Raw genomic sequence first — 25,510 nt, forward strand, 5'->3', positions numbered from 1 at the left:
AGTTTTTCTACGGTTTAGGGTTTAGGGGTTAAAAAGGGGGGTATTCCTACTCCCCTTACTTTTAACTTACCCTCCTGCCGCTAGCCCCTTATTTCTCATTTCCCTTATTCGTTGAGCAATTCGTTCCTTATTCCTTGAGTTATTCGTTAAGATATTCGTTGAAGATCCGTAACCTTCCCGTTTTTAATCTCTGATATTACCTTTAGAAGAACCCGATCGTCAAGCAAACACCAGGCCCGTTCATCGCAATTCCTGAAAGATCATCCAACATTCCAGTTCCTAAAAACCACCTTTTTTACCCCGGATAAAAAACCCTCCCGACCTTACTAGTCGGGAGGGTTTTCCATTTTTAAAATTTTACGGCCCCGGTTAACTCTTTATACCCTCATTTTTTCCTTAGGGCCTTGTAGATCTTTATGGCACTCATTAACAGGATCACAAAAAGGAAGAGGCCCAGCAATCCCCAAGCCCAGCTCATCCCTTCTTTTACGGTTGCCAGCATTACGATCGCCACTAAAAAAATAGTGGCCACCTCGTTCCAGATCCGTAATTGCTGGGAGGAATACCGGAATACCCCTTTCATTTGCTGACGGAAGATATAATGCAGGGAAAGGTGATAAATATACAGACCCAGTACAAAACAGAGTTTGATCCAAAGCCATACAGGAATACTGCCCATCAGGATCAGCATCCACGGACCAAAAATCAGGGTTAATATGGCAGAGGGCCAGGTGATCCCCCACCAAAGCCTGGGAATCATCACGGCAAACTGGTTTTGAAGAATGGTTCTCTCCGGTTCCGGCTTTTCCGCAGCTTCTGCATTATAAATAAAAAGACGGACAATATAGAATAACCCGCTGAACCAGGTTATGACGAAGACAATGTGAAGGGCCTTGATATAGTTATACATGAAAATGGTATTCGGACTTGGATCAGGCTTTTATCCACCCGGCAAGAGCCTCCACCCAGAGCGGATCCGTATTCAGACAGGGGATCATGGTATATTCCTCCCCCCCTGCCTGCATAAAGGTTTCTTTTCCACGCATGGCGATCTCCTCGAGGGTCTCCAGGCAATCACTGACAAAAGCGGGGCAAAGGATCAGTAATTTTTTTATCCCTTCCTCTGGCATTTCCTCCAAACGGATATCCGTAAAGGGTTCCAGCCAGCCTTTACCCAACCGCGACTGAAAGGAATTACTGTATTTGTCCGCAGGGATATTTAGCATACGAACGATTTCCTTAGTCGTGGTAAAACACTGGTGCCGGTAACAATGGTCATGTGCCGGTGATGCCTGTTCGCAACATCCGGCCGATTGCAGGCAATGATTTCCAGTCACATCGCTTTTTTTAATATGACGGGCAGGCACCCCATGATAACTAAACAAAATATGATCGTATGGCTGTGCCAGGTAGGGTCTGATGCGTTCGCTCAATGCTTTCAGATAAGCCGGTTCCTTATAAAAAGGGTTAATAAAATTCAAGCGGAAGGAATACTTTTTACGACGGTGTATTTCTTTGGCATGTTCAACCGCCGTCTCAAAAGAAGCCATGGCATAATGAGGGTAAAGCGGAATGGCAAGGATTTCCTCAAGATCCGGCATTTTTTTTACCAGTCGTTCATAGGCTTCTTCCATGGAAGGATTACCATAACGCATGGCAATTTCTACCGGTTCCGTTACTTGCTTCTGTAATGCCTCTTGTAGTTGGCGGGTCAGTACCACCAGCGGAGAGCCCTCTTTCGTCCAGATGGTCTGATAGGCCTCGGCAGATTTGGCGGCCCTAAAAGGAACGATAAGACCTCCGACTAATATTTTACGAAAAAGATAAGGGTAATCAATGACCCTGCCATCCATCAGAAATTCCATCAAATACCTTCTCACGTCCGGGGTGGAAGTGGAATCCGGTGATCCCAGGTTCATTAGCAGGATCGCCCTTTTGCCTGATTGTGCCATAGAAAAATAATTTGCAAAGATAGCCCATGGCCACCCGAAAAATTCAGATAATTGTCACATTATTGCAACAAACGGGTTTTAGCCTGAAATGGTTTTTTTAAGGCTGACGAAGATCCTGAAAAATGGATTTTCCGGCCAGGAGTCAGGTTAGGACCATGTATGATAATAGTCAACCTCATAAATGACAGTCTAATGACAGAAAGATGTATGTAATAGAAACTCTGACAAGTACTTTTGCGTAACTATTCCACAAGCAGTCTAACTAATGGCGAATAATGGTGAATAAGGCTTCTGACATATCAGGATTTTTCATTGCAGGCATCAATTATAAGAAAACCGACGCAGCTATCAGGGGGCAATTTGCCATCAGTACCGAGCAATATGAAAAACTGCTTACCCTTGCTCCTTCTTATCATCTGAACGAATTATTTATCGTTTCTACCTGTAACAGGACCGAGATCTATGGCTGGGCCGAACATGCCTCTCAACTAATAGATCTGCTTTGCACCCAAACAACGGGAAATGCCGAAACATTTACTGAATTAGCCTATATTAAAAATGGCCCTGCCGCCATCGAACATCTTTTTCAGGTGGCAGCGGGTCTGGATTCCCAGATCCTTGGCGATTACGAGATCGTAGGTCAGCTCAAACAGGCCGTGAATTTTGCCCGGGAACGTAATTTCATCGGGCCATTTACCGAAAGACTGGCAAATTGTGTGTTACAATCCTCCAAGTCGATCAAGAACCAGACTGCACTAAGCGGCGGTACTGTTTCGGTCTCTTTTGCCGCCATTCAATTCATTAAAGAAAAAATAAAAGATATCACCGGGAAAAAGATCCTGCTGATCGGGACCGGTAAGATCGGACGCAATACCTGCAGGAATTTGGTGGATTATCTGAATACCAGGGAGATCACACTGATCAACCGTTCGGAAGAAAAAGCGATCAGCCTTGCGGATGAAATGGGCATTTCTTATGCGCCTCTGGACCAATTGGCTACCCATGCGGCAGCAGCCGATATTATCCTGGTCGCTACAAATGCAGAGCAGCCCACCCTGTTACATAAGCATCTGGAAAACAAAGGAGTTAAACTCATCATCGATTTGTCAATCCCCTGTAATGTGGAAAAATCTGCCGGTGAATTATCCAATATCACACTGGTAAATGTGGATGAACTCTCCAAACTGAAAGACGAAACCCTGCAAAAAAGAGAAAGAGAGGTTCCAAAAGCCCGGGGAATCATTGACAGTCATACCATCGAATTTATGGAATGGCATGAAATGCGCAAACACGTCCCGGTGTTAAAGGCTGCTAAAACAAAATTAAAAGAATTACATTCATGTCCCCTTTATAGCCGGCTATCCGGCGAGCCTTTCCCATCCAAAAGCAATTCGGATGAACACATCCAACGGGTAATAAACGGAATGGCTACCAAAATGCGCCAGCATAATCAGGGTGGCTGCCAGTACATAGAGGCAATCAATGAGTATATTGCCACTGGAACAAACTAAGTATTACTATTACATGGAAAAACCGATCCGGATAGGGACAAGAGAAAGCCAGCTGGCTGTCTGGCAGGCTACGCAGGTAAAAGAGCAACTGGAAAGCCATGGAATAAATTCGGAGCTGGTCAGGATAAAAAGTGAAGGCGATCTGGATCTGCAAACACCTTTGTATGAAATGGGGGTGCAGGGAATTTTTACCCGAAGCCTGGACAACGCACTCCTGAACCACACCATCGATATCGCCGTTCATTCCATGAAAGATGTCCCTACCCAATTGCCCCGTGGTCTGAAACAAGCTGCTGTGCTGAAGAGGGGTCCGGTCTCCGATCTGCTTGTTTATAAAACCGAACCCGGTTTCCTCCGTCAAAAAGAGGTCGTCGCCCATATCGCAACCAGCAGCGTTCGCCGCAAAGCACAATGGCTTCATAAATTTCCTCTTCACCAAATGCATAATCTACGGGGAAATGTCAATACCCGTCTCAAAAAACTGGATTCGGAAAACTGGGATGGAGCGATCTTTGCCCAGGCCGGTCTGGAACGAATACATCTGCGCCCTGAAAAAAGCATTATCCTGGACTGGATGCTGCCCGCTCCTGCCCAGGGCGCTATCATGGTCGTTTGCCGGGAAGAAGATGACTCAACCGATGAAGCCTGCCGTCTTTTGAACGATCCCGATACAGCGCTTTGTACCAAGATCGAAAGGGATTTTTTACGGACGTTGATGGGAGGCTGTACTACTCCTATCAGTGCCCTGGCGGAATTAGAGGAAGGGGAGATCTTTTTCAGAGGGCAGATCCTCTCCCTGGATGGAAGCCGGAAAGTGGAGGTGGAAAAAATACTCCCCCTTGACATAATAGCGGACCTGGGAAGATCGGCTGCTGAAGAGCTGCTTGAAAAAGGTGGAAATGAAATAGCAGACAGTATACGTCATGCAGAAAAATAAAATTCGCATATTATCGACAAGGCCATTGGATGACCTTATTACTGCAGGGGCAGCGCAGGCAGGAATAGTCCTGGATATCCTGTCCTTTATCGAAACCGAGCCTCTTCATGATTCCGCCCTGACCCAAAGGATCAGGGAGCTTTCCTGCCAGCCGCTGCTTGCCGTATTCACCAGTATGAATGCGGTGGAAGCGATAACCCGGCAGCTTGGACTGCAGGCTTCCGTTAAGACCAGTGAAATGACTTCGATACCCTGGAAAATCTTTTGCATCGGTCATGCGACGCAGCAACTGGTCCGAAATTATTTCGGTGAAGACCGGATCGCTGGAACTGCCGATTCTGCCAGGTCACTGGCCGATACGATCATTACCAGTTTAAAAGACCAAACCGGCAAGGAGATCTTTTTTTTCTGTGGCGATCAGAGAAGGGATGAATTGCCGGAAAAACTCCGGCAGGAATCGATTACGGTCCATGAACTGGTAGTGTATAAGACAATCCGAACCCCGCAAAGGCTGGACAGTAACTATGACGGGATCGTTTTTTTTAGTCCCAGCGCCGTACATAGTTTTTTTTCGGCAAATGCGATACCAGCGACTACCCTGTTGTTCGCCATCGGGCAAACTACGGCCGAGGCTATCCGGTCCTATAACACGAATCAAACGATCATCAGCGCATCACCTGAAAAGGAGGCGTTGATCCGGCAGGTAATCGATCATTATACCCCCCGGCCCCCTGAAGGGGGGGCGGAAAAAGACAAATAGTAACGATAATATATATACGAAATAAGCTATGAGCACACTGAAGAACGATCTGTTATTAAGGACTTTACGGGGAGAAACGACGGAAAGGCCGCCTGTTTGGATGATGCGTCAGGCCGGGCGTTATCTGCCGGATTATATTAAGCTGCGCGAAAAGTATTCGTTCTTCGAACGCTGCCAGACTCCGGAATTAGCCACGGAAATCACTATTCAGCCTATAGAACAGGTAGGAGTAGACGCAGCGATCATCTTTTCCGATATACTGGTCGTTCCCCAGGCTATGGGCCTTGAAGTGCAAATGGTAGAAGGCAAAGGCCCTTTTTTACCTGACCCGGTCAAACAGCCTAAAGACCTCGACCGACTGATCCTGCCGGATGTGGAAGAAAAGCTGGGATATGTTTTCGATGCGCTTCGCCTGACCAAAAAGACATTGGATGGCCGCGTACCCCTGATCGGTTTTGCCGGAGCGCCCTGGACCCTTTTATGTTATATGGTCCAAGGCAAGGGTTCGAAGACCTTCGATGAGGCAAAGGAGTTTTGTTATACCCAACCGGAAACCGCCCACCTTTTATTACAAATGATCACCGATACGACTATTGCTTACCTCAAAGGACAGGCAAAGGCCGGGGCGGATGTCGTACAAATTTTCGATTCCTGGGGCGGTTTGCTCGGGCCGGATGATTTTGAATGGCTTTCCCTCCGTTATATCCGGCAGATCGTAACTGCCCTCAAAGACGAAGTACTTACTATTGTATTTGCGAAAGGTGCCTGGCATTCTTTGGAAGGAATGGCCGCCACCGGCGCACACGGACTGGGGATCGACTGGTGTATCCGTCCGGAGCTGGCCAGACAACTGGCAGGGCCCAAGGTCACCTTGCAGGGAAATTTCGACCCCGCTAAATTATTGTCGCCCATACCGGTGATAGAGAAGGAAGTAAAGACCATGTTGGAGGCGTTTGAAGGGCATTCCCATATCGCGAACCTGGGACATGGTATCCTGCCCAATGTGCCGGTGGATCACGCCAGGGCCTTTGTGGATACGGTTAAAAATTACCAGAGGAAGTAACGTGCTCATACCTTTGCCTTAGTTTGTAAATCAAAATAGGATGAACATTATGGATCAACCTGCAAAATTGCTTTATAAGACCCATACCTACACTTTCCGTACAGCATGGATTACCTTCATCTATGGACTGCAGGACCGTATTTGTTATGCCCTGGAATCCGTGGATGGCAAAGCTGTCTTTGCAAAAGACGAATGGCAAAGGGAAGGCGGAGGAGGTGGCGTTACCAAAACAATAACCAATGGAAATGTTTTCGAGAAAGGGGGTGTCAACACTTCGGTTGTATGGGGAGAGGTAACCGATGCCATGCGCACCCAATTAAAGATCGATGGACACAAATGGTTTGCCGGTGGACTGTCCCTGGTACTTCATCCGTTAAATCCCTATGTCCCGACCACTCATGCCAACTGGCGTTATTTTGAAGTATATGACAAAGATGGTAACGTGATCGACCGGTGGTTCGGAGGTGGCTCAGATCTTACTCCATATTATCTTTTTGAGGAGGATGCCCGGCATTTTCATCAAACCTTTAAGAACGCCCTGGATCAATTCGGAGAAGAAAAATATCCACTCTACAAAAAAACCTGCGACGCCTATTTTGTCAACACGCACAGGGGTGACGAAATGCGGGGTATCGGCGGTGTCTTTTATGATCATCTTCGCCCGGCAGATGAAGAGGAAGCAGAAAAATTACTTTACTTTCAACAAGTCAACGCCAATGCTTTCCTCACGGCCTATCTGCCCATTGTCGGGAAAAGAAAGGATCTTTCTTTTGGAGAGCGGGAGACGGAATGGCAGGAAATAAGAAGAGGCCGTTATGTGGAGTTTAACCTGGTCCATGATCGGGGAACCCTGTTCGGTCTTAAAACAAATGGAAGGACGGAAAGCATCCTGATGAGCCTTCCTCCCCGGGCCAGATGGAGTTATAATCATCAACCGGCCGAAGGGTCGCCGGAAGCCGAACTGTTGGATGCCTGTCTGCATCCGAGAGATTGGGTACCCCCCAGAGCTTCGTTCTGAACACTGTTCAGAACTTGCTGAGCTCCGCTCGTAATCTTCGCAAGGCTTCTATGGTCGCTTTGCTCGATTACCTTCGATTCTCTCGGTTGCCTGAAGGGGGAGTTATAAAAACAGCTAAAGGGGAATAACAATCGAGAATCTTTAAACCTTATATAATCTTATATGTATCTCCAACGTCGCAACCGCATCTTACGTCAAACGCCAGCCATCCGTTCCATGGTTGCCGAGACCGTGCTGACTCCGAATGATTTTATCGTTCCTCTTTTTATCGACGAAGGCAAGGGAATAACGCTGGAGATCCCTTCCATGCCCGGCTATTACCGGAGAAGCATCGACGGCACGGTAATAGAAGTAAAAGAACTATGGAGCCTGGGTATTAAATGCGTTCTGCTCTTCATCAAATGCAAAGACGAATTAAAGGATAATACGGGAAAAGAAGCCTGGAACCCCAATGGCCTTATGCAAAGAAGTATCAGGGCGATTAAGGAAGCTGTTCCGGAAATGGTTGTCATGACCGATGTTGCACTCGATCCTTATTCCTCTTATGGCCATGATGGTATCGTAGATAAAGGAGAGATCGTCAATGATCCCACGGTGGATGCCCTGGTAAAAATGAGCATCAGTCACGTAGAAGCCGGCGCCGACTGGGTTGCACCGAGCGATATGATGGATGGCCGCATCGGCGCGATCCGTCAGGCCCTGGAGGAAAATAATCTTACCAGGACCGGGATTATGGCCTATAGCGCAAAATACGCCTCCTGTTTCTATGGTCCATTCCGGGATGCACTTGATTCAGCACCCGGCTTCGGCGATAAAAAAACCTACCAGATGGATTATGCCAACCGTCTGGAAGCCATCAAGGAGGCCATCATGGATGTAGAGGAAGGAGCAGATATCGTTATGGTCAAACCCGGTCTTCCTTACCTGGATATAGTCCGGGAAATAAAAAATGCTGTAACGGTACCGGTCAGTGTCTATAATATCAGCGGGGAATATGCCATGATCAAGGCTGCCGCGAAAATGGGCTGGATCAATGAAGAAAAAGCTATTCTTGAAACGCTTACTTCCTTTAAAAGAGCAGGGGCTGACCTTATCGCCACCTATTTTGCCAAGGACGCCGCCAAATTATTGACGGCCTGAATCTGAAAGATTAAACCCTTATTCACCATCTTTGCCAATTCATTAAACGAGGTTCATATTTACCGAAAGCCATGAGTTATTCCATCAAAAAGAGTCAGCAATTATTCGAAAGGGCGCAGCAGAGCATTCCCGGCGGTGTTAATTCCCCTGTACGAGCCTTCAAAAGCGTGGGGGGCACTCCTATTTTTATCCAAAAAGCGTTTGGCCCTTACCTTTATGATGCCGATGGCAACCGGTATATCGATTATATCGCTTCCTGGGGACCGATGATCCTTGGGCACGCCTGGGAACCCGGTGTAAAAGCCATCCGGGATTACGCGGGTTACTCCACTTCCTACGGAGCTCCTACGGAACTGGAAGTTGAAATGGCGGAACTTATCCGCAGTATGACTCCAAACGTCGATCTGATCAGAATGGTGAGCAGCGGGACGGAAGCCTGTATGAGTGCCATTCGTCTTGCACGGGGTTATACAGGACGCAATAAGATCATTAAATTCGAAGGTCACTATCATGGCCATGCCGACCCTTTCCTGGTAAAAGCCGGAAGCGGATTGGCCACTTTTAATATTCAGACCGTACCCGGGGTTACGCCGGGCGTTGCACAGGATACGCTTACGGCCGCTTATAATGACCTGGGTGCCGTGAAAAAACTCGTTAACGGACATCCCGGAGAGATCGCTGCGATCATTGTCGAACCTGTTGCCGGGAATATGGGTTGTATCCTTCCGGCTCCGGGCTTTCTGGAAGGCCTGCGGGCAATTTGTGATATAGAAGGGATCGTGTTTGTTCTGGACGAAGTGATGACAGGATTCCGGCTTGCCCCTGGCGGTGCACAGGAAAGACTAGGCATCCGCGCAGATCTGCTCACCTATGGTAAAGTGATCGGGGGTGGTATGCCTGTCGGTGCTTTCGGCGGAAAAAAAGAGATTATGGAGCATATATCCCCATTGGGTAATGTATACCAGGCCGGAACCCTCAGTGGAAATCCAATTGCCATGATCGCCGGTTATACCTTGCTTACCCATCTAAAAGAGAATCCGTCTGTCTATAAAGAACTGGAAGAAAAAACGATTTATCTCCGCGACGGATTGAACGATACTTTACGGGCCTGGGGTCTACCCTACCAGATCAATCAATTGGGTTCCATGATCAGCGTTCATTTCAGCGAATATCCAGTTACGGATTTTGCCTCGGCCTCCGCCGCCAACAATGAGCGTTTCAAACAATTCTTTCATGCCTTGCTAAGGCGGGGTGTCTATTTGCCCCCTTCCGCCTTTGAAAGCTGGTTTCTGAATAACGCGCTAACCAAAGAAGATCTCGATGAAACGATCAGGGCGGTCAGGGAAAGTCTGAAAGAATTGAAAGACTAATCGATTGGAATGCTATCGCATAAAAAAATCAGGTCGTTTGACCTGATTTTTTTATGCGATAGCCGATACTTCCATTGGGGTTTGTTTATGGCTGTTTATGGCTGAAGGGTGCCCTTCTTTGCATCCTCCTTCATCTGATCATTAGCGGTAATAGCCACTTCCACCCTGCGGTTGAGAACACGGTTCGCTTCGCTTGTATTTGGGTATTTGGGCTGTGTTTCGCCATACCATTTTATATCCATCCGACCCGTGCTTACCCCTTTTGTCTGTAAAAAACTACTTACGGCATAAGCCCTTTTTTTAGAGAGATCCATATTAAAGGAGGGAGATCCTGTATCGTCCGTATGCCCTTCGATAAGGAGATTGGTTTCCGGATATTTCACGAATACAGAAGCAACCTTTTCCAGGCTTGTCTTTGCGGCTTCGCTGAGCATGCTGGAATTAATGGTGAATAACAATCCTGAATTAAAGGTCATATTGATCCCTTCCCCTACTCTTTCCACGTTTGCATCCGGGACCGCCTGTTTGATCTCCTGAGCCTGCTTATCCATTTTGTGGCCGATCAGGTAACCTGCGCCACCACCTACAGCAGCACCGATCAGCGCACCCAGCACAGAATTTTTCCCTCCTCCGATCAATGCTCCGGCAGCAGCACCGGCACCGGCGCCAATAGCCGTTCCTTTCTGTGTTTTATTCATGCTTTTACAGCCGGTTACGCCGGACAGGATAAAGCCAATGATTACCGGTATGAAGATTCCTCTTTTAATCCAAATCATATTTCTTTTTTTAGTGTTTTTCAGGAGATTATTATAGGTTAACATTTTTGCGTCTATTATTGTTTCATAGGGTAATACAGGTATACTTCAGGCTGTTATTTACATAAGGCCGCCTGGGTCAGATCGATAGTCATATCCTTCAAACCCTTGCCCTGTGCTTCCCGTATACTGCTGCATAAGGTTTGTTTTTCCGAACTGTTCATTTTCTTCGCCAGTACGTCCGCACTATTCGTACCATACTTTTGTTGGTTCATCTTTATCAGCGTAGCCACCTTAGATTTCCAGGGTGAAAGATCCGTTCTTCCTTTTGTTATAGCCTCGTCATAATTACGGATAGCCTCCGGATAATTACCGGCAACCGTATTAATATCTCCACGCTGCATATAAAAATCAAGATTGGAATTGTCTAAATTAATAGCCTGTTGGATATTAGATAACGCTTCGTTATACATTTGATTCCGCGTATCGATCTCCGCCATTTTTGCATAAATGGTTGCCCTTTGCGCTACATTCTGATTCTTTTGCGTAAGGTCCGTAATCGTATTCAGATCAGCCTTTGCCTCTGCGCTCATGCCGAGTTTTAACTCAGCGCCCGCCCGCTCGAATAAATTGGCAATACTTGTTTTGTTAATCTTCAATCCTTCATTGGCCGCAGCCAGGGCATCGCTGTATTGCCCCATACCGTTCAACGCGGCAGCCTTTCCTGCAAATCCCTTTTCCTTTGCATCGTAGGCATCGCATTTTTGCAGGACCATGTTGAAATTATCCAGAGCAGCCGCATAATTACCGGATTTGTTCTGGGTCTGCCCCTCATCTATAGCTTTATAACAACTGTTGGACATGGTCACCAAACCGCTTTTACATTGGGTGACAATAAGAGAGAGTGCAAAAAGAGTAATTGCCAATAGGTGTTTTCTCATAGTGAATTTAATTAATGTGCGAAATTAGGAAGTATCTCCGCCTAAATCAAATAATTTTAGGGAGACAAAAGGGGTGGTAAAGCCTATAAAAACATTCGGATGGTTAATTCCCCAATCTTTTAATGGCCAGGTAAGCCATTAATCCCGTGCTTAAGGCAAGGGCAGTTTCGTCGATATCGAATGTAGGCGTATGGAGGGAAGAGGTTATTTGTTTTTCAATGTTTCCGCTACCCAGCAAATAAAAGCAGGCATCCGTAACCTGGGAATAATAGGCAAAGTCTTCTGAAGCCATCCAGATATCCTGATCGAGCACATTTTCTTTGCCCATATATTCTTCTGCATGGGAACGAATTTGCTCTGTGAGTTTTTCTTCGTTGATCAGGAATGGATAACCGCGGACGATAGTAAATTCACAACCTCCTCCCATACTGGCGGCAATCCCTTCGGCCATTTCTTTCATTTTTATATGCGCCTTACCTCTCCATTCTTCGTCCAGGGTGCGGAAGGTTCCATCGAGGGTTATCAGAGGAGGTATGATATTGGTGGCTCCATCGGCTATTACTTTGCCAAAGGACAGTACGGTGGGAATCATCGGATTGGCCGACCGGCTTACAATTTGTTGCAAAGCCACAATGATATGGGAAGCGATCAATACGGGATCGATATTGGTCTGGGGCTGGGCTCCATGCCCTCCTTTTCCGTATACGGTGACATACAATTCATCTACGGAGGCCATGAACATCCCTTTACGGATACCGATCTTTCCGGTTTCCATCGAAGGCATGACATGCTGCCCGATAACCGCTAAGGGCCGGGGACTTTCCAACACGCCTTCTTTGATCATCATGTTGGCACCGCCGGGAATTTTTTCCTCGCCGGGCTGGAAGATAAATTTCACCGTCCCTCCGAATTTACTTTTAAGGGACTGCAGGATACCTGCCGTTCCCAAAAGAGAAGCGGTATGCGCATCATGTCCGCAGGCATGCATGACGCCCGGGTTCAGGGAGACATAATTTACTTCATTTTTTTCGGCAATAGGCAAAGCATCCATATCTGCGCGTAAAGCAATAACCTGGTCGGAAGGCAGATCACCTTTCAGCACCCCTACAATTCCTGTATCCGCCAGACCTTTCCAGGATATCCCCAGGTCGTCCAAACGTTTCTTTACGAAGGCCGATGTTTGGTATTCCAAAAATGACAATTCAGGATTTGCATGCAAATGTCTCCGGTTATGGATAACCTGTTCATGAATACTACCCGCCATGCGGCGTATCTCTTCTTTTATGGAATGCCCGTTCGTATCTGTATGCTTTTGATCTGCTCCCTGTTGTTCTGTTCTCTTTTGATCTGCTTGCCTTTGATCTGCTCCATTTTGATTTGTTCCCATCAGAAAAATATTTGTCTGTCATTTAAAGATCATATCCCTGACACTCATCAATGCCAAAACAATGATAACAGCCAGGCCAAGAGCGCCGGATATTTTAGCGGTCCTGGAATTCGTCAGCGTTCCCATACGCCCGGAATCATTAGCTACCGAATACATGGCTATTCCAATGAACGGGACGATAAATATAGTGACACGCTGGGCAAAGATCAATAATTCCAGGGGAAGTTTTCCAAAAACAATCGCAACTGTGGCGCCGATGATCATAATAAGAGCGATCAGATAACGGACGGATTTCGCATTCAACTGCCCGCCATAGCCCAGGGCATCACCCAGTAATGTTCCTCCGACCGAAGCATTCCCGATCAGGGCAGAAAAGGAGGCTCCGAACAAACCACACAAGAACAGCACGGATGCATATTTTCCAAAAAGAGGCTCCAAAGCTTTAGCCATATCCGTGGCACTGGTGACCCGGATCCCCTTTGGATACAATACGGTTGCTGCACAGGTCAGGACGATAGCACTCATAATACCTAATACAATAATTCCGGGAAAACTATCATTGCCGCTTTGACGGACCCTGGGATTCACCCGTCTCCTTTCCTGCACCAGGTAGGATTGATAGAAGGCCCCTACGATGGAAAAACAGGAAGCGACAAAGGCAATTCCAAGCCCTGAACTTCCGGGAGGGACCGAAGGGATCAAACCAGAGGCAAGACCGGATACCGGAGGCTTTACCAGGATCAGGGTGGTAACGAATGCAGTCAGCATGAGACCAATCAGGAGTATCATTATTTTTTCCAGCACTTTATAAAAGGCCCTGAAGAAAAGCAGACAGATCCCGATAAAATTAAAAATAACGATCCATCGCACCGGCGGGGTATGCGTCAGTTCGGATAAGGAAATACCTATTCCAATGGAATTGCCGGCCTGAAAAGATGCCGTCACCAGAAAAACGCCGAACCCAAGGGCTACGGAAGCCTTTTTCCCCCATTTTTCCCTGATCACGCCCAGCAGAGATCGATCATTGGCAATGCCTATCCTCGCTGCCATGGAGGTAAAGACCATCATAAAAAAAATGGTAAATACCACGATCCACAATAAGGAGAACCCATATTCCGCACCCAGTTTGGATGTAATGGTTATTTTGCTCGGTCCGAAAACAAGGGCTGCGGTAATAATTCCCGGCCCCAATGAACGCAGCTGATCCGTTATAGTACGTTTCTGTCCGGCGGCTTTATTATCATTTGTTGTCATTAAAGGTCTTCTATGGGTTTGGCAAAGTATTTTTCTATTTCTGCGGGAGAAGGTTGTTTAAGCGGCCGTACGATTCGAAAACCGACAAATGAGGCATCGGTATTCCACCAGTTGCTTTTCGGGATCTGAGGATCGCGTTGTTTCCATTTTGGGCTGGAGCCTCTTCTGGCAGCCGAACGCAGACTTTCCGGGTCATCGTCCCAGGAGCCACCGCGAACGGAAACCGGATATAATTTTGTGGGAAAAGCACAGGGGTTCACGGCCTTTTTTTCGCGGAATACTTCGTAGAAATTAGGCAAATACTGATCCAGTGTCCATTCGGCCACATTTCCATGCATATCGAAAAGACCCCATTTATTGGGCTTTTTTGTTCCAACCTTATGATATTTCTCGCTGCTGTTCTTGCTGTACCAGGCATATTCGGTCAATTGGGAAGGATCGTCGCCAAAAGAAAAGGCCGTCGAAGCCCCTGCCCTGCAGGCATATTCCCATTCTGCTTCCGTAGGTAACCGGTAAAAATGCCCTGTTTTGGAGGTAAGCCATTTGCAATAGGCTAAAGCCGCGTATTGTGTCATATTCACCGCAGGATAACCATTCTTTCCCATTCCGAAACTCATATCCACAAACGGAGCGGTTGGGCTGGTGATCGCATCGACCTGTGTGTTCTTCTGCGTTTTCGGATCTTTTGTTTTTTTGGATTGTTTGTCCAATTCGGGGTAAACAAAGAGTTCGAATTCATCCCAGGTTATTTCATGTTCTGCCATCCAGAAAGCATCCAGCTCCACCTGGTGCACCGGTCCTTCAGTTTCCTCATGCCCTTTTTCCGTTGCCGGACTTCCCATGGAGCCCTCTCCCGCAGGAATGGCCACCATTTGAAAACTGATCTTCGTGCCGGGGATGGTCTCCGTATACAAAGAAAAATCCTCCTTATGTGGCTGCTTCAAAAAACTTAAGATCGGGAGCAGCAGGAAAAATGGGAGGAACCTGATCAGTTTTGTAAGAAAATTTCCGGACATATGTTATGGCAATTAAATTGATTCAAGATAATGTTTTTGTTCTCACCTGTGCGGGTAAAACATCATTCCGCCAGTAAATAAATGGCAAATACCGCCAGGAATAAACCGGTCAGTACGACCGGGTTGGGGAAGATGCCATAGATGATCAGCGATATGACAATGGTGATCACCGGGGCCAGGGATGTGACCGGGACCACGATGATCGCCTTTCCGTAACGCAGCGCGTAAACCAGCGTGAGTGCTCCGATTGAATTCAGGATATGTATCAGGGCCGCCAGCCAGGGCCCCCTGATCCCCCAATTGATTGGTTTGGAAAAATCAGTCATCAGCCAGGCAACGGGGATAAGCAATATCGCAGAGACCGTCATATAAAAGAAAATACTTTCCGCCTTCATGGTTTCATTGGAGAACTTCATGATAAAAGCCTGGATCCCCCACATGAGAAAAACGATGATGGATAGGGCCAGCCATTGATATCCCCTGATATTCGTGTGATCAGGCCGTTGATAAGAAAGCAGAAGAATAGAAATCAAAGCGACCCCGATCCCTATCCAGCTTTTACGTGTTGTCGTTTCTTTCAGAAAACCCGCCGACAGAAAGATGGTGATCACAGGAAAAAGGGAAATAACGGGAAAAACAATGTAGGCAGGGCCGCTACGCATGGCCTGGAAGAGGATCAACTGCCCCCCGGCTCCGGTAAGCCCTACCAGACAACCATACAGGACCGATCTTTTATCTACCTCCAGTTTCCAGCCTATGACCTTTAGGGCAAGAATTGCACAAGGTACCATAGTAAGGGCCCATACAATATAACCAAGAGTGGCAGGGAAGCCTGCTTTTTCCGGGATTTCTATAAAGGCGCCCCAGATGCCCCAAAAAATGGTCGTTACCATGACCATTAGCAGCCAGGGCTTTGCTTTAGCAGTTCCTATCATGTATTTAACAATGGTTTATTGCGGACATTTGCTGCGCTTTTTGCCGCAACCTATCACTGTATCTTACACGACAATTACTCTGACTCCGGCATTCTCCAGTTTCTTCTGATCCTCTGCCGAGATGCCTTTATCGGTTACCACGATATCTATTTCTGTGATCGGAGCAATAAAGGCAAAACTTCTTTTGTGGAATTTACTGGAATCGGCCACCACAATGACCTGCTTGGAAATCTCCATCATGATCCGGTTCAAATGCGCTTCTTCGACATTGGGCGTTGACAGGCCATGGGAGGTGCTAAGCCCATCCACCGCAAGGAATAATTTATCGCAAAAATAATTTTTAAAACTTTCCTCCGCAGTAGCGCCAACCAGTGACAGGGAATTTTTTCTCAGGAAACCACCCGGAATAATAATATTCGCCTTTTGGTGTTCAGCCAACTGATTCGCTACATTCAAAGCGTTGGTGATCACGGTTAAATCGGCTACATCCGAAAGGTTTTTCGCAATCTCCATCGTGGTCGTCCCGGAATCCAGGATAATGGTATCTCCATCCTCTATAAGATCAGCCGCCGCTTTGCCAATCCTTTTTTTCTCTTCGAATTGCTGTTTGTTCTTATCCGAAAGGGCAAAGTCAATACCTACACGATCTACTTTTATGGCCCCGCCCCTCGCCCGGATCAGCATGTTTTTTTGTTCAAGCCTGGTCAGATCATTACGAATGGTCACTTCGCTAACTTTCAGTGCCTTACTTAAGGAAATCACATCAACCTGCCCCTCCGCATTCAACCTTTCTATAATTAACACCCGCCGCTGTACGGTTGATTTTTTGTCCGACTCTATCATAGTTTTAAAGTTTTTCGAAAAATAAGATAAATCCGGGAAAACCGATCATTTACTTACGAAACAGGGGGAATTGGCTTTTGGTCTCCGGAAACGCAAAACAAGTCCATTTGCGTCTTATTATTCGATATAACCTTTAATTTTTTCGAATTATGCCCCTAAAGATATGGAAACAAAAATAAATAAAAAATATTTGAAAGGAAATAGTTAATTTTGATTTCACCAATCGAAACGAAACAAAACATTGTGTTATGTCCGAAATAACAGGATCCAGGATAATCAGGGATAAGTATACCGAAAAACCGCTGGGATTTAATCTTTCGAAACTTGATGCTATAGGTGGAAAACATACTGCAAAAGAGATTTCCCAACAACCCCGCCTCTGGTTGCAAACCTGGGACCTGATCTCCGGCAGGCAGTCCGCGATCCAGGCTTTTTTAGAGGAGGCTTATCAACAGGAAGATCTGGAAGTTATTCTGACAGGGGCCGGAACATCGGCTTTTATTGGAAATATCCTGCAGGCCCCTTTTCAAAAAAACACGCACAAAAGGACGAAGGCAATCGCCACCACCGACCTGCTTTCCCACCCCGATCTGTATTTCACCGGAGAGACTACCTTGCTGGTTTCTTTTGCCAGGTCCGGGAACAGTCCCGAAAGTGTGGCTACGGTTAATCTGGCCCATCAATTTTGTAAAAAGGTCTATCATCTCATCATTACCTGTAATCCGGAAGGCAGGCTGGTCCACGAACTAGCGCATAACAATACCTTTGTTTTCCTCTTACCCGAAGAAGCAGATGACCAAAGCCTTGCCATGACGGGTAGTTTTACAGCCATGTTGCTAGCAGGGCTCCTGATCTCCCGTATAGGCTCCGTCCCCGAACTAAGAACACAGGTGGAACGTCTGGCCGCCTATGGCGAAACTATCCTGGAAAACTATGCAGACAAATTAAAAGATATTGCCAGCCTGGATTTTCAACGGGCGATCTTTCTGGGATCAGGCCCTCTTCAGGGAGCCGCCAATGAATCCGACCTGAAATTGCAGGAACTGACCAATGGAAAGGTGATCTGCAAATTCGACTCTTTTCTGGGTTTCAGACATGGTCCTAAGGCCGTGATCGACCCTTCCACCCTGCTCGTTTACCTGTTTTCCAATAACCGGTATGCCCATCAATATGAAACCGATTTGGTCAGGGCTATTAATGCCGGAGAAAAAGGGCTCTTCCGAATCGGCGTTTTTGAAACCCCGGAAGATCCGGGGCAGGACCTGAAGCTGGACCTCTCGATAAATTTATCCGGCCGGCCGGGTCAGGAATTGTCGGACCGAACTACTATCGACGAAGAATTCCTGCCGGTCTGTTATGTGTTACCTGCCCAGATCCTGGGGTTCTATAAATCTTTACATTTGGGATTAAAACCGGATAATCCTTCCGAGAACGGAACGATCACCCGTGTGGTGGAAGGCGTTAACATTTACCCCTTTTTCCCCTTACCCCGGTTGTAATCTGCCTGATATGAAAAAAACAGACGTAATCGTTGTCGGCGAACTCAATGTCGATTTTATTTTGAATCAGATCGGATCTTTTCCTTCAATAGGAAAGGAAGTACTGGCCCGGCAAATGACGCTGACCCTCGGCAGTTCATCCGCCATTTTTGCCAGTAACCTCAGCAGTTTGGGTACTAACGTTGCCTTTACCGGAAAGATCGGTAAAGATATTTTTGGAGACCTGGTATTATTAAGCCTGCAACGAAAAGGAGTGAATACGGACAACATCATTCAAAGCGAAGCCTTTAATACCGGGGCTACGGTTGTCCTGAATTTTGACGAAGACAGAGCCATGATCACTCATCCCGGAGCCATGGATCACCTGACCCCTGAGGATATCAACCAGGAGCAGTGGCACCAGGCCCGCCATTTGCATTTCTCTTCCTACTTTTTACAGCCCGGTCTGAAACCGCATACGGCAGCTCTTTTTCAGGCAGCCAAAAAAGCAGGTCTGACCACTTCTTTCGATACCCAATGGGATCCTCTCGAAACCTGGGAAATGGATTTTGAGCATATCCTTCCCTTTGTGGATGTTTTCCTTCCCAACGAGAACGAACTTCTGTTTCTAACCGGAAAAAAAACATTGGAAGCCGCCCTGGACCGGGTTAAGGATTATGCCCATACCATCGTGGTCAAATTGGGCAACCAGGGTTCGCTAGCCGTACATAATGGAAAAACTATTCATAAACCTGCTTTCCTCAATGACCGGGTGGTCGATGCGATAGGAGCAGGAGACAGCTTTAATGCCGGTTTTATTCATCAATTCATAAGAGACGCCCCATTGGAGACCTGCCAGGAATTCGGCAACCTGATCGGCGCCCTGTCTACCACCGAAGCCGGTGGAACCGCCGCCTTCACCAATCTAAAAACCACCCTCAAAAATGCTAAAGAACGATTTGGATATCCGCAAGAGCAGCCTGAGCCGTAAACTGAAAGAATTTCAACGTAAAGGATCTTCGCTCCTGGCCACCAATTTTTATAATTACGAAACTCTGCGGGGTGTTCTGCAGGCTGCTTCTGACATGAATCAGCCGATCATTCTTCAGCTTACCCGGAGTTCGATCGATTATATGAAACTGCCCGTGGCCGTTAAGATGGCAAGGGCAGCCCTGAAGGAATATAACGTAGAAGGATGGATTCACCTGGACCATTCTGTTTCCTATGATCTGGTATATAAATGTCTGGAGGCCGGTTTCGACTCCGTTATGATCGACGCCAGTGAAAAAAGCATGGAAGAAAATATCCTTCTTACCAGGAAGGTAGTGGATCTCGCTGCCAGATACGGCGCAAATGTGGAAGCAGAACTGGGTTATATAGCCAAGCTGGGTCAATCGACCGAGAAGGTCGGATTTACGGAACCTGAGGAAGCCCGTTATTTTGTCGAGCAGACCGGGGTGGATGCCTTAGCCGTGGCTATTGGGTCCGCACATGGATTCTATACCGAAGAACCCAGGCTGGACCTGGAAAGACTGGTGCAAATCCACGCAGCGACAGACGCAGCCCTTGTCCTGCATGGAGGATCCGGAATTCCTGCCGCCAGTCTCAGAGCAGCCATAAAAAGAGGAATATGCAAAATCAATCTTGCTACCGAAATAAAGAATATATTTATTTCCACGCTTAAAGATTGCCTGGTCAATAGCCATGAAATCGATCTTCGACTGGTTTTCCCCCCGGCCATCGAGGCCGTTACCAGTCTGGTCAAAGAAAAATTAAGCATTTTAAAAAACGAACCCGATGACCTTCAACCGAATTTTACTACCCCTTAGTCTGGTTATCCTGATAACCGGACAATACTGCACGGAAAAACCAAAATCATCAGCAACCGCCGAAACATATTACACGCTTTCTGATTTTGACAAAGTAGAAAAATTCGACGTGCATGTACATGTCAATACGTATAAGCCTTTTTTTATTACCGGATCTCAAAAAGATAATTTCAAACTGGTGGATCTGAATGTCAATGCCCCGGACTACCCGCCGCTGGAACAGCAAAGACAATATACTACGAAGCATTTACACTCTTTTCCCGAGAGGTTCTCCTGGTCCACCAGTTTTACCATCAACCGGTGGGATAGTGCAGACTGGCAGTCCCAAACACTTTCCTATTTAAAGGAATCCTTCGATAGCGGAGCCATCGGCGTAAAAGTCTGGAAAAACATCGGCATGGAATTCAAGGATAAAAAGGGTCGTTTCATTATGATCGATGACCCCAGGCTGGATACCGTCTTTTCTTTTATCGAGCAACAGCATAAGACCCTCACCGGGCATCTGGGGGAACCGAAGGACTGCTGGCTACCGCTAAAAGATATGATCGTAAAGAATGACCGGGACTATTATACGGGCCATCCAGAATTTCATATGTTCCTGCATCCGGAATTCCCCTCCTATGAAGACCAGATCCGCGCAAGGGATCATATGCTGGAAAAACATCCGGGTCTTCGTTTTGTAGGTGCACACCTGGGAAGTCTGGAATGGAATGTGGACGAACTGGCCAAACGGCTCGATAAATTTCCAAACATGGCCGTCGATATGGCCGAACGTATTTCCCATCTGCAATATCAAACGGCAAGGGATCATAAAAAAGTCTATGATTTTTTTATCAAATACCAGGACCGTCTTTTATATGCCACTGATTTTATGGTGGACGACAGCATGGATTCCTCTGTTATCATGAATACCGTACACGCCACCCGGTTCAGTGACTGGAAATTCTTTACTTCGGAGGAGACGATGGAGGTTCCCCTGGTGGAAGGAAAGTTCCAGGCGCTGCATCTTCCCAGGGAGGTAGTCGATAAGATCTACCGGAAAAATGCGGAAAAATGGTATCCCGGTTCTGCTACCCTTTCTTCGGAGAAGGAAGAAAATTCCCTGGTAATCCGGAAAACGGGCGACTTCGCTCTCTCCGGCGCCGGCAGCGATGATCACTGGAAAAAAACCGATTGGGTCACGATTCCCAATCGCAGTCCTTCCGGTGATCCGTATTCCACAAAAGTCAAATTATTGTATTCCGACAGCGGTCTTTATTGCCTCTATACCTGTGAGGATAAAAAAATAACCGCTACTTTTCAGAAAGACTTTCAGGATCTCTGGAAGGAGGACGTCATTGAAGTTTTCCTACAGCCGGATGAAAGGCGGCCGGCTTACCTGGAATACGAATTGTCACCACTCGATCATGAATTACCGATCTTTATTTATAATGCTAACGGAAAACTAAACAGCTGGATCCCCTTCCACTACGAGGAAGGGCGCAAAACCCGCCATACCATTACCCTGCTGGGAAACAGCGGAGGAAAACCGGTCCGGGATTGGACCGCATCTTTTTTTATCCCTTTTGAACTGCTGCAACCTCTTATGAATCCCGTCGTATCCCCTCCCAAACCGGGCACCCGGTGGAAAGGGAATTTGTACCGGATCGATTATGATAAGGGCGAGAATCTATGGTCCTGGAATCTGAACAGCGGGAATTTTCATGAGTATGACAAGTTTGGAACCTTTATTTTTGAGTGAGCCTACCGTCTAAAAACAGGTTGATCTTAAAATAATCTTTTATGAAAGAAAATACCAACAAACCGGAAAACCCACTTACTCCCCGGCGTGATTTCCTAAAGGGTTCGGCCGCGCTTATTGGCAGCACGCTTCTGGGAGCCTCACTACCCTTCACGGCAGATGCATTCAGGACAGAAACATTCCCTTCAGACGCTTTACTTAGCGCTAAGGAGCCACTGAAAATTGCCCTGATCGGATGTGGAAGCCGGGGTGCCGGAGCTGCGGTAAATGCCCTCAGCACCAAAGAAAACATTATCCTGGTGGCTATGGCGGATGTATTCCGGGACAAACTGGACGAGACATATGCCACGCTGTTGAGGGTGGAGAATATCAAAGGCGCCATCCAGGTTCCCGAAAAAAATAAATTCGTTGGTTTTGATGCCTATCAAATGGCGATCGCGCTGGCAGACGTAGTCCTTTTAGTCACTCCCCCAACCTTCCGGCCTATCCATTTTGAAGCCTGTATTAAGGCAGGAAAACATGTCTTCATGGAAAAACCACTGGCCTGCGACGCGCCCGGTATCCGGAAGATATTAGCTACCGGAGAAGAGGCTACGAAGAAAAACCTGAAAGTAGTCGTCGGGCTGCAAAACCGTTATGACCCGGGTTATATTGAAATGGTCCGCAGGATCAAAGCGGGCGAGATCGGTAACATCGTTTCGGCGACGGATTATTACCTGATCGGTCCGGTTAAAAATGTACCCAGGGAACCAGGCCAGACGGAAATGGAATATCAGTTACGCAACTGGCGGTATTTCAACTGGCTTTGGGCCGGTTCTCCTGCCGGTTTGCAGATCCATAATACCGATGTCGTCAACTGGGCGAAAGGATCATATCCTGTCCGTGCACAGGGAATAGGAGGACGGTCTTCTTTAAACGGGCCCGGCCACGGTGATATTTTTGATCATTTTTTTATTGAGTATGAATACGCCGACGGCACCAAACTTAACAGCCAGATCCGTCATATAAGCGGAACCTGGAATAAAGGAGGGGCCTATTTCCAGGGAACGAAGGGCACTGCCAGCTTACAGAAAGGCATCCGGGATCTGAACGGCGATCCGATCTGGAGGAATAAGAACCAGGATGCAGACAGCGCCTACCAGATCGAACACGATCAGCTGTTTGCCGCTATCCGCAATAATACGCCGCTGAATGATACGGAATGGGGTGCCATGAGCACAATGACCGTCATACTTGGACGTATGGCCGCTCATTCAGGTAAAATGGTGGAATGGGAAGATGCTTTCAAATCCGAACTAAGCCTGTTGCCGGAAAAATTTGCCTGGGATGCAAATCCTCCTGCCATGCCGGATAAGGAGGGTAATTATCCCGTGCCGGATCCCGGAAAATCCCCCGCTATATAAATTGAATCTTAACCCTCAGATCGTCTTTTATGTTTGATAAAGTCAATCCTGTTTACCGGTTGATCCTGGCCGGTATTTTCTTGTCTTTTCCCTTTTCAAAAGGGTTCGGGCAATCCATACCAAAATGGAAGGCACCTGCGGAAGCAAATAAACTGGTGAATCCTGTGAAAAACAGTATCGGGAAAAACAATACAGCTCCGATTGAAGAAACCGGGCAGCTCTACCTGAAGATGTGTGCAGACTGTCACGGAAAGACCGGCATGGGAGATGGCATGGCCGCTCCCGGGCTCAACCCCAAACCAAAACCGTTTGCAGATCCGGTAATTCAAAAACAGAAAGATGGAGCCTTATTCTGGAAACTAACGGAAGGAAGGGGCCGGATGCCCTCTTACAGGCGGATGCTCACCGACACGGCACGCTGGTTGCTGATAAATTTTATCAGAAAATTGAAAAATGAAAAAAACATTGCGCTTCCCCCGCCCGGGCAACCTATTCCCGCAGCGTTGTTGGATAAAGAAGGCTTCCAATCCCTTTACGATGGAACCGGCCTTGCAAAATGGGATCTCAAACCCGGCCATCGCGGCCATTGGACCCCGCTCGACTGGAGGCTAGATTATGATGGAAAAAGTGAAGAAAAAGATAAAAGTCTCTGGAGTAAAAATCAATATGCGGATTTTATCCTGATCGCAGACGTAAGGCTCACCCGAAAACCTGAATTGGCAAAAAGCCCGGTAATTCTCCCAAACGGAGACAATGCGCTTAACCCGGATTGCAGCCCGGAAGAAGTGGAAGTCCCTTATGCCGGAGATACCGGAATATATTTAAGAGGCGATTCAAAGAGTCAGGTAAATATCGGCAACCGGTATATCGGATCCGGTGAGATCTATGGCTACCGGGTGGATAAAACCCTTCCAGCTGCCGTTCGTGCAGCGGTCACGCCAAAAATAAAAGCGGATAAACCTCCCGGTGAATGGAACCGCTTTATCATCACCCTGAAAGGAGAAAGGGTAACCGTTGTTTTAAATAATGTGACCGTCGTTCAAAATGCCTTGCTCCCCGGTATTCCACAAAAGGGCGCCATCGCTTTGCAGGACGATCACGCCAGTAACAATACCTTCCAGTTTGCCAATCTTTATATTAAGGAGTTATAGTTTCTGTTCACTCTACTTTTTTATCGGGCCGATGTATTTTTTGGCCATTACCAGGTGAGCGAATTTTATATAATGTGATTCTCCCGCCGGAGTTGTGTCATCGTAAAATTCGAATTTGATCCAGTTTATCTTCAGGCCCGGAACGCTCCTCCAACGGAAACCGGCAAAGGCGGGATCCGTTGGATTGTTGACCCATGCATCCGCAGCCCAATGACCATGGGGGAATCCGGGGCCCCAATGACCGACTTCAACGCCATCCTGCCATACTTTTAATTCCCCGTTGGATGCCGTTGCCGGGTTATTCAGCTTAACCATTACTTCCATACATATCCACTTGTCCCATTCAAGATTTCTGGCAGAAGGGCTGCCATTCACCATAATATTTCCATAACAACTGCTCCCCCCATTCCAGCTGCGCATTTCACCCCAATACAGGTAGGTATCCATGCCTGGTCCATGGTGATTTGGTTCATAGGATACCGAAAGCCTGCTATCGCCTAATCCACAGGTGCCGGCACTCCCAATGGAATAATCGACTGCAGGAAGATATCCTCCCATGCGGACGGATTCATGATGGATATACCCTTTGGAGATCAGCGGATATTTTACATAATACCGGAGATAAATCGTGCTGTCAAAATCAGGGCTGAATCTTTTATACAGATGTCCGCCATCATTCTTCCCTCCCGTATTAGTAATCTTTAAGGATGCCTTTTCCGGACTCCCTTCGGGTACATCGCCGTCCAGTGACATCCCTTCCCTGTTGGTTATATCCTGGTAACGGCTGAAAATATTTATTGCCCCGTCGTTGAACTTTTCCGTATACAGCACCTCAGGATTTTTTTCAATTCCCTTATCCTGCGGATACAGGCTGGCAATCGGAACAATTTCTCTGCCAGGGCCGGCCGGAGCGGGTTCGCTAAACGCGTTTTTACAGCCAGCCGTAAAAAGACCTGCAGCAGTGACACCCGCAGCAAACAGGAGCAAATTTCCAGACGATCGTATCATTGGAAGTGAAGGGTTATT

Annotated in this window: 23 protein-coding genes; 13 read left to right on the plus strand and 10 right to left on the minus strand. The window is 47.2% G+C overall.

Annotated features, from left to right (window positions below):
• Positions 1-385: 385 nt before the first annotated feature.
• Both ACX0G9_RS07695 and hemH read right to left on the minus strand, forming a co-directional pair.
• Complete coding sequence (locus ACX0G9_RS07695; RefSeq protein ID WP_459064291.1) at positions 386-910, minus strand: CopD family protein; 525 nt, start codon at positions 908-910, stop codon at positions 386-388.
• A gap of 22 nt (positions 911-932) precedes the next feature.
• Positions 933-1,952: a ferrochelatase gene (gene hemH, locus ACX0G9_RS07700; protein ID WP_459064292.1), complete on the minus strand. Its 1,020-nt coding sequence runs from the start codon at positions 1,950-1,952 to the stop codon at positions 933-935.
• 275 nt (positions 1,953-2,227) lie between these two features.
• Here hemH and hemA point away from each other — a divergent pair, with 275 nt between their 5' ends.
• The 7 genes from hemA to hemL all read left to right on the plus strand — a co-directional run bounded on the left by hemA (position 2,228) and on the right by hemL (position 9,751).
• On the plus strand, positions 2,228-3,463 hold the full coding sequence (gene hemA, locus ACX0G9_RS07705; protein ID WP_459064293.1) for a glutamyl-tRNA reductase: 1,236 nt from the start codon (positions 2,228-2,230) through the stop codon (positions 3,461-3,463).
• Between the two features lie 13 nt (positions 3,464-3,476).
• Entirely contained in the window at positions 3,477-4,400 is a 924-nt protein-coding gene (hemC, locus tag ACX0G9_RS07710) for a hydroxymethylbilane synthase (RefSeq protein WP_459064294.1), read from the plus strand.
• A complete protein-coding gene (locus tag ACX0G9_RS07715) occupies positions 4,387-5,160 on the plus strand; it encodes a uroporphyrinogen-III synthase (RefSeq protein WP_459064295.1) in 774 nt (257 codons plus the stop codon). Before hemC ends, ACX0G9_RS07715 begins: the two co-directional genes overlap by 14 nt.
• 28 nt (positions 5,161-5,188) lie before the next feature.
• Entirely contained in the window at positions 5,189-6,223 is a 1,035-nt protein-coding gene (gene hemE, locus ACX0G9_RS07720) for a uroporphyrinogen decarboxylase (RefSeq protein ID WP_459064296.1), read from the plus strand.
• A gap of 40 nt (positions 6,224-6,263) precedes the next feature.
• Positions 6,264-7,241, plus strand: a complete 978-nt coding sequence (gene hemF, locus ACX0G9_RS07725; RefSeq protein ID WP_459064297.1) for an oxygen-dependent coproporphyrinogen oxidase — start codon at positions 6,264-6,266, stop codon at positions 7,239-7,241.
• 162 nt (positions 7,242-7,403) lie between these two features.
• Positions 7,404-8,381, plus strand: coding sequence for a porphobilinogen synthase (gene hemB, locus ACX0G9_RS07730; protein WP_459064298.1), 978 nt, complete (start codon positions 7,404-7,406; stop codon positions 8,379-8,381).
• Positions 8,382-8,452: 71 nt separating this feature from the next.
• The gene (hemL, locus tag ACX0G9_RS07735) at positions 8,453-9,751 is read left to right on the plus strand and encodes a glutamate-1-semialdehyde 2,1-aminomutase (RefSeq protein WP_459064299.1); all 1,299 of its coding nucleotides are present in this window, start codon (positions 8,453-8,455) and stop codon (positions 9,749-9,751) included.
• Positions 9,752-9,846: 95 nt separating this feature from the next.
• Here the strand turns inward: hemL and ACX0G9_RS07740 are convergent, their stop codons facing one another.
• From ACX0G9_RS07740 to agaR, 7 genes are all read right to left on the minus strand, one after another.
• Positions 9,847-10,527 carry an OmpA family protein gene (locus ACX0G9_RS07740; RefSeq protein WP_459064300.1) on the minus strand — a complete coding sequence of 227 codons (681 nt, stop codon included), beginning with the start codon at positions 10,525-10,527 and terminating at the stop codon, positions 9,847-9,849.
• Between the two features lie 95 nt (positions 10,528-10,622).
• Positions 10,623-11,447 carry a tetratricopeptide repeat protein gene (locus tag ACX0G9_RS07745; protein ID WP_459064301.1) on the minus strand — a complete coding sequence of 275 codons (825 nt, stop codon included), beginning with the start codon at positions 11,445-11,447 and terminating at the stop codon, positions 10,623-10,625.
• A 103-nt stretch (positions 11,448-11,550) separates the two neighbouring features.
• Positions 11,551-12,834, minus strand: a complete 1,284-nt coding sequence (locus ACX0G9_RS07750) for a M20 metallopeptidase family protein (protein WP_459064302.1) — start codon at positions 12,832-12,834, stop codon at positions 11,551-11,553.
• Between the two features lie 18 nt (positions 12,835-12,852).
• On the minus strand, positions 12,853-14,088 hold the full coding sequence (locus tag ACX0G9_RS07755) for an Nramp family divalent metal transporter (RefSeq protein WP_459064303.1): 1,236 nt from the start codon (positions 14,086-14,088) through the stop codon (positions 12,853-12,855).
• A complete protein-coding gene (locus ACX0G9_RS07760; protein WP_459064304.1) occupies positions 14,088-15,104 on the minus strand; it encodes a formylglycine-generating enzyme family protein in 1,017 nt (338 codons plus the stop codon). Before ACX0G9_RS07760 ends, ACX0G9_RS07755 begins: the two co-directional genes overlap by 1 nt.
• Positions 15,105-15,166: 62 nt before the next feature.
• On the minus strand, positions 15,167-16,039 hold the full coding sequence (locus ACX0G9_RS07765) for an EamA family transporter (RefSeq protein ID WP_459064305.1): 873 nt from the start codon (positions 16,037-16,039) through the stop codon (positions 15,167-15,169).
• Between the two features lie 63 nt (positions 16,040-16,102).
• On the minus strand, positions 16,103-16,882 hold the full coding sequence (agaR, locus tag ACX0G9_RS07770; protein WP_459064306.1) for a transcriptional repressor AgaR: 780 nt from the start codon (positions 16,880-16,882) through the stop codon (positions 16,103-16,105).
• A 248-nt stretch (positions 16,883-17,130) separates the two neighbouring features.
• Between agaR and ACX0G9_RS07775 the strand changes: the two genes are divergently transcribed.
• The 6 genes from ACX0G9_RS07775 to ACX0G9_RS07800 are packed head-to-tail and all read left to right on the plus strand — an operon-like array spanning position 17,131 to position 24,484.
• The gene (locus ACX0G9_RS07775; RefSeq protein WP_459064307.1) at positions 17,131-18,381 is read left to right on the plus strand and encodes an SIS domain-containing protein; all 1,251 of its coding nucleotides are present in this window, start codon (positions 17,131-17,133) and stop codon (positions 18,379-18,381) included.
• 10 nt (positions 18,382-18,391) lie between these two features.
• Positions 18,392-19,351, plus strand: coding sequence for a carbohydrate kinase family protein (locus ACX0G9_RS07780; protein ID WP_459064308.1), 960 nt, complete (start codon positions 18,392-18,394; stop codon positions 19,349-19,351).
• Positions 19,305-20,189, plus strand: a complete 885-nt coding sequence (locus ACX0G9_RS07785) for a class II fructose-bisphosphate aldolase (protein WP_459064309.1) — start codon at positions 19,305-19,307, stop codon at positions 20,187-20,189. The genes ACX0G9_RS07780 and ACX0G9_RS07785 overlap by 47 nt, the downstream gene beginning before the upstream one ends.
• Entirely contained in the window at positions 20,158-21,930 is a 1,773-nt protein-coding gene (locus ACX0G9_RS07790; protein ID WP_459064310.1) for an amidohydrolase family protein, read from the plus strand. The genes ACX0G9_RS07785 and ACX0G9_RS07790 overlap by 32 nt, the downstream gene beginning before the upstream one ends.
• A 41-nt stretch (positions 21,931-21,971) precedes the next feature.
• Positions 21,972-23,333, plus strand: coding sequence for a Gfo/Idh/MocA family oxidoreductase (locus tag ACX0G9_RS07795; protein WP_459064311.1), 1,362 nt, complete (start codon positions 21,972-21,974; stop codon positions 23,331-23,333).
• A 29-nt stretch (positions 23,334-23,362) separates the two neighbouring features.
• Positions 23,363-24,484: a family 16 glycoside hydrolase gene (locus ACX0G9_RS07800; protein ID WP_459064312.1), complete on the plus strand. Its 1,122-nt coding sequence runs from the start codon at positions 23,363-23,365 to the stop codon at positions 24,482-24,484.
• Between the two features lie 12 nt (positions 24,485-24,496).
• Here the strand turns inward: ACX0G9_RS07800 and ACX0G9_RS07805 are convergent, their stop codons facing one another.
• Positions 24,497-25,492: a hypothetical protein gene (locus tag ACX0G9_RS07805; protein WP_459064313.1), complete on the minus strand. Its 996-nt coding sequence runs from the start codon at positions 25,490-25,492 to the stop codon at positions 24,497-24,499.
• Between the last annotated feature and the right edge of the window lie 18 nt (positions 25,493-25,510).

This window comes from Flavitalea flava (assembly GCF_054461575.1).